This is a genomic window from Paenibacillus sp. FSL H8-0282 (assembly GCF_037963825.1).
Taxonomy (GTDB): Bacteria; Bacillota; Bacilli; order Paenibacillales; family Paenibacillaceae; genus Paenibacillus_AQ; species Paenibacillus_AQ odorifer.
Window position 1 is genome coordinate 1,522,234 of record NZ_CP150146.1, and the last position, 14,953, is coordinate 1,537,186.

Sequence of the window (14,953 nt, forward strand, 5' to 3'; positions counted from 1 at the left end):
TAAAACCAAACCCCCAATCAGCAGAAAGCAGCTGGTTGGGGGTTTTTGATGTTCTTTGGTTATTTGGACAAAGTGGCGCGGCTGCTATAAATGGAGGGTTTATGTTTAGTGCCTTGTTTCTTAGCAGGCTTTTTCGCGCGAGTGGAAAATGGGGTATACCCGCCGGCAAACATCGTTCCGCTAGTATATCCTTGACTGGCAGAGAGCAATAGAGGATCATAGTGCTCCTCCTGCTCCATAAGTTTTACTAGAATTGCAGCGGCTGCGCGTGCGTCATCCAAGGCATCATGGTGCTTTAGCGTAATGCCGAAAAACTCGGAAACTACATTAAGTTTATGGGAATGCAGGTCGGGCAGCATTTTTTTGCCTAATAAATAGGTACATAAGTATTGAAAGCTTGGGTAGCTCAGGGACATTCCATCGAGACAATAACGCAGGACACTCATATCAAAAGCAGCATTATGCGCCACGACGATTTGTCCGTGTAGTAACGGTTCAACGGTGGGCCACAGCTCTTGAAAAGTAGGTTGCCCGATTACCATTGATGGCGTGATGCCGTGTATCGAAATGTTCATGCCATCAAACCGCTGCTGCGGGTCAATTAGCCAAGAATGCTCTGCGGTTATATTTCCAGCTTTAACTTCCACAAGTCCCAAGGCACATGCGCTGGATCGACTGGAGTTCGCGGTCTCAAAGTCAATTGCTATAAAGTCCATTCGTAAAGCTCCTTATCTATCATATATACGTTTCATATTAAAGTAGTAAAATGATAAATACAATCTAGTGAATCACAATGAGCTGTTCAGTAAAAATAAGGAGATGATAGAGTGCGGCTTATAAAGGGGCAAAAGGTGGATATTACGAAAGGGAGAAACGTGAACAAGCTTTTGCTGAAATTTGGGTGGATGACTGCTGATACTAGAATTGGCATAGACTCTGCTGCTTTTTTACTGTCAGAACAGAACCGTTGCGAACGCGATGAGAACTTTATCTTTTATGGTAATCCGTTGTCTATAGACGAAGCTGTAACTCATTCTGTCTTACAACAAGGGGATAAAGAAGCTATCGCCATTACATTTTCTCAACTTCCTAAGGATATTACTAGAATAGCTTTAACTTTAACGATCTATGAAGGAGAAAAATTAGGACACTCTATGAAGCAAGTAACCTCTCCTTATCTACGCTTAGTGGATGCTGCTAGCGGTGAGGAATTATTCGTTTTCGAGTATGGCTCTGACCTGTCGACGGAGACAGCTATTGTGGTTGGAGAGCTATATCGCTATGGCCCAGAGTGGAAATTCAGTGCTATTGGTAGTGGCTTTGAGGGAGGATTGGCTGCGTTATGTACAAACTATGGGCTCGTTATTGAAGAAGAGGAAGGGAACCCTGAGGTAGCGGCCACAGCTGAGTTATCCCTGCCTTTAGAGACGATCCGTTATGAAGAGAAGAATGTACTGTCCTCTATTGATTTACGTAAAAAAATTGTTCAGATTACCTTAGAAAAAAAGAATCTGACAGGAGTCATTGCAAGGGTAGGCGTTGTCCTGGATATTACAGGATCTATGAGAAATCTTTATAATAATGGAACCGTTCAAGAAGTAGTTGAGCGTATATTAGCCGTTGCCTGCAAATTTGATGATAACCAATCGTTAGATGTTTGGGTGTACGATACGGAGTTTAGCCGGCTGCCACCTGTGACAGAGCAGGAATTAGGAAGATATGTGTTTACACATATTTTAAATAATCGTACCATTCATAAGTTTGGCCGCAATAATGAACCGCCAGTAATGGAGGATATCATTAAAAAATATACGGAGGAAGAACCCGATTCTATACCAGTATTTATCATATTTATTAACGATGGTGGTGTAGTGAAATCCACTAAAAATGTGATTATGGCTGCTTCGGTCCAACCGATTTTCTGGCAGTTTGTCGGAATCGGTAACTCGGATTTTGAAGTATTGAAGCAACTTGATACGATGAAGGGCCGTTTGGTGGATAACGCCAATTTTATTCATCTGGACAACATTGAAAAGGTGACTGATGAAGATCTATATGATCAGCTGCTGAATGAATTCCCCTTGTGGCTAAGCGCAGCGAAAGAAAAAAGAATCCTGCGAACATAAAAATACATTACTGAAAATGAATAAGCCTGTGCGTTACTATAGGCCATAACCACCTATCTTAGGAGGTATTATGGCTTTTTTAGTTTCGCTATCTTGCTATTCTATTCAACAATCCGTACACTGCCAAATAGGTATTGTATATTAGGATTAGGGTCATCCCTATCAGATACGGGAGGAAACACTTTGAGCAGCGTAATTACTAAGTTTTTTGATTATGGGCAAGAAGACATAGATTATCTCCGAAGTGTGGATCCAGTACTTGGCGCAGCTATGGCACGGATGGGCAGGGTGGAACGTGTAATTATACCGGATCTTTTTACTGCGCTTATCTATGCTATAGTAGGACAGCTTATTTCAGTAAAAGCGGTTCGGACCATTTGGAACAGAATGTTGGCTCAGTTCGGAGACATCACTCCGCAGCAGTTAGCCTTACATACGGCGGATGAGATTCAAAGCTGTGGGATGACGATGAAAAAAGCACTATGTATCCATGAGATTTCCAATTTGGTCGCTCAGGGTGATTTTAAGCTGGAGGAATTGCTTGGGTTATCAGATCAAGAGGTTATACAAAAACTTATGACGTTAAAGGGCATTGGCAAGTGGACGGCAGAAATGATGTTAATCCATTCTATGGAACGACGGGATGTAGTCAGCTGGGGAGATATTGCGATTCGTCGGGGGATGATGAAGCTGTATGGACTTGATAAGCTTACCAAAGATCAATTTGAACAATACCGGCTAAACTATTCTCCTTTGGGTTCTGTGGCTTCTATATATTTATGGGAAATTTCATTTGAATAATGGACGGGTAAGGAGTACTACTATGGAAAAAACAATAAGAGAACAGCTATTGAATTTGGCAGATGTGGACTACCAAAAGTTTTCTGCGGCCTTAATTCCGACGATAGATAATGTTATAGGCGTCAGGCTACCGGAACTGCGCAAGCTTGCCAAAATCATTGCAAAGGGTGATTGGAGAGCCTATTTGGAGCATGCCGAGACAGATTATTTTGAAGAAGTGATGCTGCAAGGTATGGTGCTTGGCTACGTGAAGACAGATCTTGAAGAAATCCTACGTTATATCGCTGACTTTATTCCCAGAATCGATAACTGGTCGGTATGCGATAGCTTTTGCACAAGCCTGAAGTTTACCGTAAAGAATAAAGAACGGGTATGGGAGTTTATAATGCCGTACTTATCATCAGATAAAGAATATGAGATCCGATTTGCTGTGGTAATGCTGCTTAATTTCTTTATTGAAGAAACGTATATCAGCCGGATTTTACCATTGCTCGATAAGGTCAGTCATGAAGGCTATTATGTAAAAATGGCGGTTTCTTGGGCGCTTTCGATTTGTTATGTGAAATTGCCAGAGCCTACGATGAGTTATTTGAGAAACAACAGCTTAGATGATTTCACTTACAACAAGGCTTTGCAGAAAATCACGGAGTCTTATCGCGTGGATCCGGAAACGAAAAAATGGATTCGCGGGATGAAAAGAAGTAAAAAACAAACCCCTTATTCAGCACAATAGCTGAGTAATAAGGGGTTTATTGTCCTATTTATTTTTTCTCAGTGTTTACTTCAGTGTTAGTTTTACGGTTGCGGATTCGCTCGATTTCGATGTCAACAGCGCTACGCAGGTTAGGATCGATGGAAGGACTTATTCCTGTACCTGTATTGAATTTATTTTTGGAGTTTTCCGCCAATGCTTCCCACTCGAAAATCTTCTCTTCCATACGTTCGAAGCCTTGCGAAGCTGATCCTACATTTAGACCTTTCGTAGAACTACGTGGAGCTGAGTGGAGTGTTTCTGTGGCTTGTTGAGCGCGAGCGATAAGCTCAGTTCTTTTCGCTTTGAGATGTTCACGCTCTTCTTTAGCTCTAGCGATATTGATCTCAAGCTCTGCCAGGGATTGCTTAGTTTGTACTTGACTATTTATGGACTCTTCCAGCTGTTCCACGTACCGTAACTTGGCTATGAGTGCCAGGCGAGCTCTTTCTTCATTTCCTTGCTCAACTGCTTGAACGGCTTCGGCTTCACTTTGCTCTACTAACTGAGTATATTCTTGCTTGCGGCGTTCCAACACACTTGCTGTAACTTGCAGATCACGCTCATTGCGTTCCGCCTTAGCAATATCATTTTCAAGATCACGTAAATACTGACCTGTCAGCAATACCGGGTTTTCTAATTTATTTAGACCTTCGTGTAGGGCTGCTTTAGTAATTGTGGAAATTCTTTTTAATAGACTCATGTTCTATCTCTCCTTTTTTATGGCTATATTAGGGCTGGCTTGTATTAAACGACGATTAATTAATAGAAATCATGTCCATCTGAAAAGCTGTTAAAAGGTTCTTTAGGAACGATGATACTAGCGATGACGTAGAAGATAAGTACAGTTCCGAAGCTGAACAATGCTGCGGCAACAGCAACAAGCCGGATTACTGTAGCATCAATACCAGACCAACGAGCAAGACCTCCGCACAAACCACTTATCTTCTGATCACTTTGGGAACGATATAATTTTTTCATTTATTGTTTTCTTCCTCTCGTATGGGTGTGATTGTTATTGAATCCTGCAACCCGTTTGCTTATGTACTCATTCTAATGTCTTTTTGCATGCGAAAAAACGGCCTGGAGGCGGTTTTGTATACCAGACCTGAGTCGAGGTTCGTTCCCGCAGGAAGGCGGGGAAAGGGTTAGTAAATCGGTTATAGGCTACAAACCATGGACGAAGTTAGGTACAATAAAGAAAGGAATACTTCTGGCGGTGTCGAAATATGCTTATATATGACTACTACGGAATTGGGGGCTGAATATGAGTTTTTTTAACAAAGTAAAAGCAGGGGTAAGCGAGGCTGGGAATAAAGCAAAAACAGTGGTGGAGATTAACCGGTTGAAGCTGCAAAATAACGGTAAGCAAAATGATATTGACCAGCAGTATCAGGTCATGGGCAAACTGTTATTTGAAGCCGTAACTCAAGGTGCAGGACCACTGCCAAGTGAGCAAATCGAGACTAATATCAATCGTATTCTCGAATTGAAGGCGGAGATTGAGACGAACCTTCAGCAAATAGCTGAGTTGTCCGATGTAAAGCATTGCAAAGCATGCGGTGGGAATGTGGCGATCGAGGCACGCTTTTGTCCGGCCTGCGGATCCACTTTTGAAGTGGCAAAAGAACCTGTCAGTGATGTAACTCCATCGTCGTTTTCTTTGGATAAGAAGGAATAGAGTTACTTCATACAAGAAACTTATGAACAAAGAGGCTGTCTCAAAAGTAGTGAATACTACTTATGAGGCAGCTTCTTTTTTAGTAAATAGTCTATAAGCGGATTCTTGCTTTAGCCAATAGACTATGGGCTACGCACACAAAGTATTCTATGCCATTAGGTTGGGCGGCGGAATATTCACTTTGTGAATTTCAGGGAGAAATTCCCCAATTATTTTAGCGGAGCGTAATTAGATCATTAAGCGGGATTCGTATCTACAATCTTAATTTCACTTATTCACAATCTAGTGTCGTTTAAACCTTAGAAGCGTGGCGTTTCTTAAATTGATACACAATTAGCAACATAAGCGGCAGAACAAATGCACAGGTGAAATCCCAATCTACCCAGTAGGCGGGGATCTCCTTCACATAGAAAATGATGTCTTTGGCAATCAGCTGTGACATACCGAATAACAAAAATCCAGTGGGGATGATCAGAGGACGGTGGCTTTTGAGTTTAAATAATTGGGCTGTACCTAAGGTTAAAGCATAGTAATAAACTGCTGTTTTGAAGTACGTGCTGATAATCCATGCTGTAGCCATAAGCGCTTCAATACGTTGCAGAGAATTAGCAATATTAATTTTTTGAGCAAGAATATAAGCGGCATAAAATTGATGTTCAGAAGCGTAAACACCTAGAACGGTAAGGGAAAACAATAAGATGAGGTTAAGGCCCAGAGCTCCGATGATCAAGGCTATGAAAATATCCCGGCTTGTTTTACTATTTTTCTGAGCATAAGGATATATCATTAGAAACACGCACAATTCGCCAAAAGGATAAAAAACACCATACATCAAAGTATGAAGCATGTCCGGTACTGGTGTGTTCAAGATGGGGTATAAACGTTCCATTTTGACATCGGGGGTCAGCAGGAGCAGCAGACCGATTAAAAAAACTGCAAATAAAGGGAAAAAAAGCTGAGCTGCCCGGCCCAAGGTTTCTAGGCCAAGTCGTACCCCATATACCAGCAGGAAAATGGCCATGAAACGAATAACCCCACCGGGTGTTTTCTCGTAAATCTGTGTACACATGAAATCTTCAATTTCTCTTATGTAAGTGGCGGCGGCAATCAGGAAGAACACTAAATAGAACAAGGCTACAGCAGATCCGATCCATTTCCCTAAAATTTGTAGGCTAAGCTCGATAATATTCTTGTTCGGCTCAAGGTCTGCTAAGCAGAGTAGCAGTTTTATGGTCACTAGACCCAAGGGAATACTAATCAAAGCAGCAATCCATGCATCTTGTTTCGCTCCTGATATCATTAACGCCGGATACACAAGCGCCATATCCCCAATAAATGTGAATAGCCCGAGTATAATCATTTGATTGGTACTAATTCGATCTTTCTCCAAACTCATATACCCCCTCAAATTTATTGGACTAGTTTTAGTATGGTTGTAGTTACCAGAATTATGCCATTCCGATTTTTTAATCCGAAGGAATAATTATCATAATTAACATCAAACTATACTCATCTATCAATGGAGAAGTGGAGGTTGCATCATGAAAGATACGGAGATTGGTACATTATCAAGCCGGTTGGAAGTTAATATTGCTAATTTGTACCAATTGATGGGTGAAAGCTCTGATGTAGTCATAAAAGAGTTGCAGATAGAAGAAAACACTCATATTTCTTTGGTTTACATAGATGGTCTTGTGGATACTCAGGTGCTGCATAATTCAATTTTGTATTCCTTGCAGGAACACATTCCTTATGAACAGCTGAGGGGGCTTTCTCCCGAGCAGAAGTTTGAGATGATTAAGAAACAGATATTAATAGCCGGCGATATAGCCGTCATTGACGATTACAGCCAATTTATTCATCATTTATTGTCCGGTAATATAATGCTGCTGCTTGACGGGTTATCCAGCGCTCTGCGGATCGGCTTACCAGGCTGGGAAGATCGTAATGTAGGGGAGCCTAGCTCACAGTCGGTTGTTCGGGGTCCAATGGAAGGATTCACTGAGAATTTACGGACGAATACGGCACTGGTTCGGCGAAAAATCAAAGATAGCCATTTATGGCTGGAAACCGTTCAGATCGGAAGGGTGACTCAAACCAGCGTATCCATTATGTATCTAAGTAACATCGCGAATAAGGAACTGGTACAAGAGGTAAAGCGCCGTCTGAATAAAATAGATACGGACAGTATTCTCGAGAGTGGATATATTGAAGAGTTTATTCAAGAGACGGCAGTTACACCTTTTCCTACCGTATACAACAGTGATCGTCCAGATACGATTGCAGCGGGTATTTTGGAAGGAAAAGTGGCCATTCTTGTTGATGGAACTCCTTTTGTACTGCTTGTGCCCACATTTTTTGTGGCATTTTTCCAGTCAGCTGAGGATTATTACCAAAGGGCCGATATTGGAACATTGCTGAGATTAGTTCGTTTTATTTCATTTTTTATTACTTTGCTTGCCCCTTCATTGTATGTTGCGATTACTACCTATCACCAGGAGATGATACCGACCAATCTTGTAATCAGTTTAGCTGCCCAGCGGGAGAGTGTTCCTTTTCCTGCTTTTGTTGAGGCGCTGATCATGGAAATGACTTATGAGATTTTGCGGGAGGCCGGGGTGCGGATACCCAAAAATATTGGTCAGGCGATTTCCATTGTCGGAACGCTGGTGATAGGACAAGCCGCGGTAGCAGCGGGTTTTATTTCATCCGCAATGGTCATTATTGTATCGCTAACAGCCATTTCTAGTTTTGTTATTCCGGAGACAGGAATGTCTATTGCTGCGCGGATGATCCGTTTTGTGCTTATAGCTTTGGCCGGATTTATCGGATTATATGGAATTCTCTTCGGTATTTTCATCATCGTATTGCATTTGTCGAGTCTGCGTTCTTTCGGAATGCCTTATATGAGTCCGCTCGGACCGTATAATTCCAAAGATTTAAAAGACTCTATTTTTCGCTTTCCGTGGCCGTTTTTAAAGACAAGGCCTGCTGAGAATAAGACGCAGAACCTGTTTCGTCAAAGCACATCCAGTGATAAGGAACCAACAAAATGAATAAAAAATTAGTTAGAGGCGTTCTTCGATTAATGATAGCCCTCCAATTTACGTTAGTGCTAAGCGGCTGTTGGGAAAGAAATGAGCTGAATGAGATAGCTTTTGTCTTGGGGATAGGGATTGACAAGGCAGAAAAAGGTTATACCGTTTCGATGCAGGTCGTTATTCCATCTGCGATTTCCTCCCAAACGAATGGAGGAGGGGGAGGCAGTGGAGTCCCAGTGGTTGTATATAAATTTACTGTACCTACGTTTTATGATGCGCTGCGTAAGCTGAATCTGGATAGCTCTAGGTCAAGTTATCTCGGTCATATCCGGGTGTTGGTGATTGGGGAGGAGCTTGCCCGCACCGGAGTGGGTGAGATACTCGATGTATTTAAAAGAAGTCGGGAACCCCGGATGGATTTCTACGTTATGGTTGCCAGAGATACAACCGCCAGCAATGTCTTGAATGTCCTTACACCTATGGATAAATTACCAGCGAACAAATTATTTAGTTCCTTGGATAATTCTTATAAAGATTCAGCAAAAACAGTCGCTGTTACACTGGATGATTTTATTGAGAATTTATTGTCTGAAGGCGAGAATCCTGTGCTAACCGGAGTGAAAATTATAGGCGATCCCAAAGATGGAGAGGACAAAAGCAATGTAGAGCGAACAATGCCTAAGGCAAGATTGGAATACCATACTGTAGCTGTATTCAAAAAAGACAAGTTGATCGGTTGGCTAACCGAGGGAGAAACGATTGGTTACAATTATATTAACGATAAGGTAACCGCACATTCTGGCCCGATCGCAGGGGAAGACGGAAAGCCCATTGTAATCGAAGCGATCCAGGCTACAACTAAACGCAAAGTGAAAATCATTAATGGGGAGCCGCATATTTACCTTAGTGTTAAGACGCTTTGCAATATTGAAGAAGTGCAAAGTGTAGAAAATTTGGAATCGGAAAGTACTATAAAACGTTTGGAAAAGGAAACAGAGGAGCGGATTATAGAGCGGATGCAAAAAACTGTGGAGCATGTAAATGATCGTTTCAATGTTGATATTATGGGATTCGGACAATCGATCTACCATGCCAGCCCTAAAGCTTGGGCAAAGCTGCAGCAACAAAAGGGTGACGATTACCTTAAATCATTGCCCATCCATTACAAAGCCTCAGCAGTTATTAACCGCGTGGGTCTCACAGATAATTCTTTTCTTGAAAAAATCAAGGAGTGAAGTCAGATGCTAGTACTGTTATTCTCGGTGATTGCTGTAGGTTGTATGGCACTTGATTTGCCTAAATTAATGCGAAAGCGCCGAGTGCGTGATCTTAGCGTATATTTTATTTTTTGGATTTTGGGTCTAGGTGCGACCTTCTGCTCGTTGTTAAAATTGAACATCCCCAGTCCGCTGTTTCTTATTATTTTTATCTATAAGCCAATAAATAATTTATTTGGATTATTGTTTCATTAACAAAAAAGCTGCAATTATCGCAGCTTTTTTTGTTGTATCCGCTAGAAGTTATTTCCTTAAATTTAAGAATATTTCATGGAATGAAAAATGAGAGGTTGACCATATTTGTCGGCGGGGCATATGATTTGGAATGAACAATTTTTAAGTAAGCTTACGGCTTTACTTGTCTAGAAGCTTGCTCCTTGTTGGATGTATTGTATACTAACAAATGGAAAGAAAACGGTTACAAGGGGGAAGAAATGAAACCAATATTCAAAATTATGATTGTTGATGACGAGATGCTTGTAAGACAAGGAATCAAACATCTTTTGGATTGGGAAAATGAAGGGTATCGAATTGTTGGTGAGGCTGCTAACGGTCTTGAAGCACTAAATATGATGGATGAGGTCAGTCCCCATATCATCATTACAGATATTGTTATGCCAATAATGGGCGGAGAGAAACTGGTTAAGATTGTTAAGGAGAAATACCCTCATATTGAAGTAATCGTCTTAAGTAGTTTCAGTGAATACGATTATGTTCGATCCACATTTCAAAGTGGGGTAGCGGACTACATTCTAAAGCCAAAGCTGGAAGCTGACTATTTGTTATCCATCCTAAATAAAACCACTGCTAAATTGGTAGGGATGGAGATGTCCGATCAAGGAACGGATCCTGGTGAAAAGCAAATTTTGCTAGTTATCGAGAAGCTTATGACCGGATATGAGTCTGGGCTTGAACCTGCTTTGCTTCATGCGAAGTTTCCACACCCACTATTCGCTTTCTTCGGAGCGGATATGAGACATATTAAAGATTCTGGGGATAGGTTAACTTTCACACAGAAAATAGAAAAAGGGCTTAGTACGCTCCCTTTGGGTGATACAGTGTTTATTCGGTTGAAGTTTGTCAATGATTCAGTTATTTATTTGCTTAATGCAAACCCGGAACAGTGGGACGAGCTTGTTATAGAGCTTCGATATCTGGTCTCGGAAATGGATCATTGGGCGAGAGAAACACATTTCGTTATCAGCCAAAGCTTTACGGATTTTAATAAGCTGGGAGAGATTTATCGAGACAATTATTTAAAGCTTACACGATACAGTTTCTACTTGCCGGATCGAAGCTTAATTGAAAACGATCATTTGCCCAGCCTTCCAAGAGCCTATCAGGAATATGATATGGGCGAATTAATGGAACAACTGAAACGTAAGCAATACCAGAAGGCATTTACTGGATTTCTGGAATATGTTCATCTCCGTTCGATGGATTATCGGACCGATATTTTCGAATTCAAATCGTTATTGGGGAATTTCATATTTAACGTAACGACCACACTTGGAAAAATGAAGTACGAGACTGGAGGCTTGGAGGCATCCAAATACGACTTCTTTCGAAAAATAGATGAAGCGATGTATGCCGGAGACGCAATCGCTGTTGCTGAAGCCTTTATTCGCGAAGCTGAACGTGCGATTGGTGAGACGAACCTAACGATCAATCCCAATATGACCCGATTGCTTGAATACATTCAGACTCATTACGCTGATCCCATCACGTTGACTGGGGTTGCGCGGCAGTTTCATTTCAACGCTTCTTATTTATCGAGCCATTTCACTGCTCAGAATGGTGAAGGATTTAATGAATATTTGAACAAGGTCCGGTTGGAGAAAGCCATGGAGTTACTCGTGACGACGGAAAAAACAATTTCTGATATCAGCGCTAGTGTGGGGTATTCGGATCAGAGTTATTTTACTAAAGTGTTTAAGAAACAGGCTGGTATTTCTCCGAGCCAGTACCGAAGACGGGACGTAGAGCGACCATGATTGGAACTATCATTAACAAGATTAGAAAGCAGGGCCTATTTCTCAAGCTTTTTCTTGTGACCCTCATAAGCATTGTTGCTGTATCCCTGCTGACTTTGTCTATTACCATCCGTATGTCAGAAAATTTATTCTTAAAGACCTTCAGCATAACGAATGGCAAACTACTAAATCAGATGAAGACAAACTTGGAGTCCTACAACAACGTTGTAGCTACGGGTGCTACAATGACAGCTCAGAAAGGTGCCATCCGCAGCTATTTGTCTGGGGGAGAGACGGATTCATTGACACTCGCTATCAAAACCTACCAGATGACAGAAAGCATGCGGGCAGTCCGCTCCAACCTCAGTGCTTTTGATGTGGGGATTATGATTGTAGGTGCGAATGGCAGAAGTTACTCAACTGACCCTTGGTATTGGTCTGCTACTGCTGAAGAATTGAAGAACCACCCGATTACGAAAGCGACAGTGGCTCATCCGCAGCAAATTCTGTACCAGCTTTATCAAAAAGAGGATGGTCAAACCCATAAGAAAGAGATCATGTTAGTGGCTTCTAAAGCTCTATTTGATCATTCGACCGGCAGTATCTATGGCACTATGTACATTGCAATTCGTGATAGCGATTTCAAGGCCTTCTATGCCAATTTTACGAGTGAAGGTAATGATGTTGTGTTGCTGAATGCAAAAGGGCAAATCGTATCCAGCAACAGGACAGAGCTGATTGGGCTGAACGATCAACAGCTGCTTCAAGAAGTAGTTGATGAACAGAGCACAGGAGACAATGGAGAATCTGTCTATGTGATGGGGAATGAACGGGTAGTATTCTCAGAATACTTGCCTGAATTTGATGTTTATTTGGTGAATCTGATCGATAAGAAAGCTGTGACCGGGCAGATGGTTAATGCCAAAGCAGTGTCGTTGACGATCATGGCTATCGTAGCCATTTCGCTTATTATTGTATTTTTAATTACAAGGAAAATGACGAAGTCCCTGCGTGTACTCGTTGAACAGATGTCGAGTATTCCTAAGGGAGGATTCGATAACCACGTGGATGTCGCCACTAGTAGTTATGAAGTTAAGGAGCTAGGCAATGCCTTTAATTTTATGCTTGATTCACTACATGATTATGTTGATCGGTTGATGGAGACCCAGAAGCAGCAGCGTAATGCGGAGCTGGCCGCCCTTCAAATGCAGATCAATCCCCATTTTTTATACAATACACTGGCTTCTATCAAATTTCTGGTGCAACAGGGCAACAAGGAAAAAGCAGCTGGCACGATAAATTCGCTAATCTCACTCCTGCAAAATACTGTCAGTGATGTTCAATCCACTATACCTGTTAGTCAGGAATTAGAATCGCTGAAGCATTATGTATATATCAATCATGTAAGGTATGGCGAGAAGATCCGCGTGAATTATTTTGTGGAGCCTGAAAGCTTGGATTATCATATGCCAAAGCTAATTCTGCAGCCTTTTATCGAAAATGCGTTCTTTCATGCATTCAATCTTAAAGATGAGGGAAGAATTCTAATCATGATCGCCGTTCAGGAAGATCAGCTTGTATGCGAAGTTGTAGATAATGGTGACGGGATGGACCTTGATCCTAATTTTCTGAAAGAAGAACAGTTGCCAGCCTCGAAGCACAAACGCCAATTGTTCTCTGGGATCGGTATACGGAATGTTGATGACAGAATCAAATTGTTGTATGGAGAGAGTTACGGTATTAACATCACAAGCAAACGAAATGAAGGTACGAAGATTATAATTACGCTTCCATTGTTAAAAAGCTAAAAAATTTACAAAAATCTAAAATTAGTACCAGAGTCGATCTCAGAGTGAAAATAGAATCCAATAATAACACCAAAGCTAACAAAGATAATGCCAAAGAAAGCGAATACAAAATGATAATATGGAATTGTAGCAGAGAAAACGCTTCCATCTTTATTATTTTACAGATTAACAAGGGGGTTACGAAGTGAAAAAATTATTATCCGTGATGCTGGCTAGTGTGGTTCTACTTTCGGCATGTTCCTCAGGTGGAACGAAAAACGAAACGGGCAACTCCGGAAGCGAAGGTAGCAGTAAGCCACAAGAAATCACAGTTTGGGCTTGGGACCCAGCGTTTAACATTGCAGCCATGAATGTTGCCAAAGAAGCTTATGCGAAAGTCAATCCAGACATAACGGTAAACGTCGTAGAGAACGCGCAGGCTGATATCGTGCAAAAGCTGAACACAGGGCTGAACTCTGGATCTACGAAGGGTCTTCCTAACATTGTATTGATCGAGGATTACCGTGCGCAAAGCTTTTTACAAGCGTATCCGGATTCCTTTTATGAATTGACTGATGTTGTAAAAGCCGCTGATTTTGCGGATTATAAGATTGGCCCGACCAGTGTTGACGGCAAGCAATACGGTGTTCCGTTTGATTCTGGTGTGACTGGAATGTATGTACGGACAGACTATCTTGAGCAAGCTGGCTACAGCCTGGATGCACTACAGGATATCGACTGGAAGCAATATATCGAGATCGGTAAAGCTGTAAAAGAAAAAACCGGCAAAAGCATGATCACACTGGATCCCAATGATCTTGGACTTATCCGGGTCATGATTCAATCGGCGGGTGCATGGTATACAGGTGAAGACGGTCAGACTCCGACCATTGCAGACAACGCTGCTTTAAAAGAGGCACTTGTATTGTACAAAGAAATGATGGATTCCGGCATCGTGAAAGTTAACTCAGACTGGAGCCAATTTGTAGGCGCATTTAATAGTGGTGAAGTGGCAACCGTGCCGACGGGTAACTGGATTACCCCTTCAATTAAAGCCGAAGCTTCCCAATCCGGTAAGTGGGCAGTAGCTCCACTTCCTAAGCTGGCAGCAACAGCAGGCTCCGTCCATGCATCTAACCTTGGGGGCAGCTCCTGGTATGTAATGAATGTAGATGGTAAAGAAGCCGCTGCGGAGTTCCTTGCAAAAACATTTGCTTCTGATGCTGATTTGTATCAGACGTTGAATACAAAAGTTGGTGTTATCGGCACTTTAAAAGCTGCGGCAAGCGGAGAAGCTTATTCAGCAGCGGATGAATTTTTCAAAGGTCAAAAGGTTGTATCAGATTTTGCGGCATGGACCGAGCAAATTCCTAACGTCAACTACGGCATGAACACTTACGCAATAGAGGACATTATGGTTGTAGCAGTGCAATCTTATCTTGGTGGAAAAGATGTAGATACTGTTCTGAAAGATGCCCAGAAGCAAGCAGATACCCAAGTTCGCTAATCACACTTA

The 14,953-nt window shown here is 41.8% G+C and carries 14 protein-coding genes and 1 pseudogene; 11 read left to right on the forward strand and 4 right to left on the reverse strand.

Annotated elements, in window-relative coordinates; all coding sequences use genetic code 11:
- Positions 1–59 precede the first annotated feature (59 nt).
- Positions 60–716: a 3'-5' exonuclease gene (locus NST94_RS06675; RefSeq protein WP_339281804.1), complete on the reverse strand. Its 657-nt coding sequence runs from the start codon at positions 714–716 to the stop codon at positions 60–62.
- Between the two features lie 111 nt (positions 717–827).
- Here NST94_RS06675 and NST94_RS06680 point away from each other — a divergent pair.
- The 4 genes and pseudogenes from NST94_RS06680 to NST94_RS06695 all read left to right on the forward strand — a co-directional run.
- A pseudogene (locus NST94_RS06680) lies at positions 828–1,343 on the forward strand (TerD family protein); the annotation flags it as partial.
- Positions 1,344–1,454: 111 nt separating this feature from the next.
- The gene (locus NST94_RS06685) at positions 1,455–2,126 is read left to right on the forward strand and encodes a VWA domain-containing protein (protein ID WP_339282130.1); all 672 of its coding nucleotides are present in this window, start codon (positions 1,455–1,457) and stop codon (positions 2,124–2,126) included.
- Between the two features lie 183 nt (positions 2,127–2,309).
- The gene (locus NST94_RS06690; RefSeq protein WP_339281805.1) at positions 2,310–2,927 is read left to right on the forward strand and encodes a DNA-3-methyladenine glycosylase 2 family protein; all 618 of its coding nucleotides are present in this window, start codon (positions 2,310–2,312) and stop codon (positions 2,925–2,927) included.
- A 22-nt stretch (positions 2,928–2,949) separates the two neighbouring features.
- Positions 2,950–3,660, forward strand: coding sequence for a DNA alkylation repair protein (locus NST94_RS06695; protein ID WP_076192961.1), 711 nt, complete (start codon positions 2,950–2,952; stop codon positions 3,658–3,660).
- 28 nt (positions 3,661–3,688) lie between these two features.
- On the opposite strand, the gene NST94_RS06700 is transcribed toward NST94_RS06695, so the two are convergent.
- Both NST94_RS06700 and NST94_RS06705 read right to left on the reverse strand, forming a co-directional pair.
- Complete coding sequence (locus tag NST94_RS06700) at positions 3,689–4,381, reverse strand: PspA/IM30 family protein (protein WP_076136267.1); 693 nt, start codon at positions 4,379–4,381, stop codon at positions 3,689–3,691.
- 59 nt (positions 4,382–4,440) lie between these two features.
- Positions 4,441–4,659, reverse strand: coding sequence for a PspC domain-containing protein (locus tag NST94_RS06705; protein ID WP_038569266.1), 219 nt, complete (start codon positions 4,657–4,659; stop codon positions 4,441–4,443).
- Positions 4,660–4,945: 286 nt separating this feature from the next.
- Between NST94_RS06705 and NST94_RS06710 the strand changes: the two genes are divergently transcribed.
- The gene (locus tag NST94_RS06710; protein WP_076125416.1) at positions 4,946–5,359 is read left to right on the forward strand and encodes a zinc ribbon domain-containing protein; all 414 of its coding nucleotides are present in this window, start codon (positions 4,946–4,948) and stop codon (positions 5,357–5,359) included.
- A gap of 292 nt (positions 5,360–5,651) precedes the next feature.
- Here NST94_RS06710 and NST94_RS06715 read toward each other — a convergent pair whose 3' ends face one another.
- The gene (locus NST94_RS06715; RefSeq protein ID WP_339281806.1) at positions 5,652–6,755 is read right to left on the reverse strand and encodes an endospore germination permease; all 1,104 of its coding nucleotides are present in this window, start codon (positions 6,753–6,755) and stop codon (positions 5,652–5,654) included.
- 145 nt (positions 6,756–6,900) lie between these two features.
- Here NST94_RS06715 and NST94_RS06720 point away from each other — a divergent pair, with 145 nt between their 5' ends.
- The 6 genes from NST94_RS06720 (at position 6,901) to NST94_RS06745 (ending at position 14,944) form a co-directional block, all read left to right on the forward strand.
- Positions 6,901–8,415: a spore germination protein gene (locus NST94_RS06720; protein WP_339281807.1), complete on the forward strand. Its 1,515-nt coding sequence runs from the start codon at positions 6,901–6,903 to the stop codon at positions 8,413–8,415.
- On the forward strand, positions 8,412–9,635 hold the full coding sequence (locus tag NST94_RS06725) for a Ger(x)C family spore germination protein (RefSeq protein WP_076125410.1): 1,224 nt from the start codon (positions 8,412–8,414) through the stop codon (positions 9,633–9,635). The genes NST94_RS06720 and NST94_RS06725 overlap by 4 nt, the downstream gene beginning before the upstream one ends.
- Before the next feature lie 6 nt (positions 9,636–9,641).
- On the forward strand, positions 9,642–9,872 hold the full coding sequence (locus tag NST94_RS06730) for a hypothetical protein (protein WP_076125408.1): 231 nt from the start codon (positions 9,642–9,644) through the stop codon (positions 9,870–9,872).
- A 239-nt stretch (positions 9,873–10,111) separates the two neighbouring features.
- Complete coding sequence (locus NST94_RS06735) at positions 10,112–11,671, forward strand: helix-turn-helix domain-containing protein (RefSeq protein ID WP_339172178.1); 1,560 nt, start codon at positions 10,112–10,114, stop codon at positions 11,669–11,671.
- The gene (locus NST94_RS06740) at positions 11,668–13,458 is read left to right on the forward strand and encodes a sensor histidine kinase (RefSeq protein WP_076125406.1); all 1,791 of its coding nucleotides are present in this window, start codon (positions 11,668–11,670) and stop codon (positions 13,456–13,458) included. The genes NST94_RS06735 and NST94_RS06740 overlap by 4 nt, the downstream gene beginning before the upstream one ends.
- A 184-nt stretch (positions 13,459–13,642) precedes the next feature.
- Complete coding sequence (locus NST94_RS06745; RefSeq protein WP_076125404.1) at positions 13,643–14,944, forward strand: extracellular solute-binding protein; 1,302 nt, start codon at positions 13,643–13,645, stop codon at positions 14,942–14,944.
- The last annotated feature ends 9 nt before the right edge of the window (positions 14,945–14,953 follow it).

What these genes read in the sequence shown, in the direction of transcription:
- NST94_RS06675 (WP_339281804.1), bottom strand. Translation starts at nt 716, where the DNA reads ATGGACTTTATAGCAATTGACTTTGAGACCGCGAACTCCAGTCGATCC.
- NST94_RS06695 (WP_076192961.1), top strand. Translation starts at nt 2,950, where the DNA reads ATGGAAAAAACAATAAGAGAACAGCTATTGAATTTGGCAGATGTGGAC.
- NST94_RS06700 (WP_076136267.1), bottom strand. Translation starts at nt 4,381, where the DNA reads ATGAGTCTATTAAAAAGAATTTCCACAATTACTAAAGCAGCCCTACAC.
- NST94_RS06705 (WP_038569266.1), bottom strand. Translation starts at nt 4,659, where the DNA reads ATGAAAAAATTATATCGTTCCCAAAGTGATCAGAAGATAAGTGGTTTG.
- NST94_RS06710 (WP_076125416.1), top strand. Translation starts at nt 4,946, where the DNA reads ATGAGTTTTTTTAACAAAGTAAAAGCAGGGGTAAGCGAGGCTGGGAAT.
- NST94_RS06715 (WP_339281806.1), bottom strand. Translation starts at nt 6,755, where the DNA reads ATGAGTTTGGAGAAAGATCGAATTAGTACCAATCAAATGATTATACTC.
- NST94_RS06720 (WP_339281807.1), top strand. Translation starts at nt 6,901, where the DNA reads ATGAAAGATACGGAGATTGGTACATTATCAAGCCGGTTGGAAGTTAAT.
- NST94_RS06725 (WP_076125410.1), top strand. Translation starts at nt 8,412, where the DNA reads ATGAATAAAAAATTAGTTAGAGGCGTTCTTCGATTAATGATAGCCCTC.
- NST94_RS06730 (WP_076125408.1), top strand. Translation starts at nt 9,642, where the DNA reads ATGCTAGTACTGTTATTCTCGGTGATTGCTGTAGGTTGTATGGCACTT.
- NST94_RS06735 (WP_339172178.1), top strand. Translation starts at nt 10,112, where the DNA reads ATGAAACCAATATTCAAAATTATGATTGTTGATGACGAGATGCTTGTA.
- NST94_RS06740 (WP_076125406.1), top strand. Translation starts at nt 11,668, where the DNA reads ATGATTGGAACTATCATTAACAAGATTAGAAAGCAGGGCCTATTTCTC.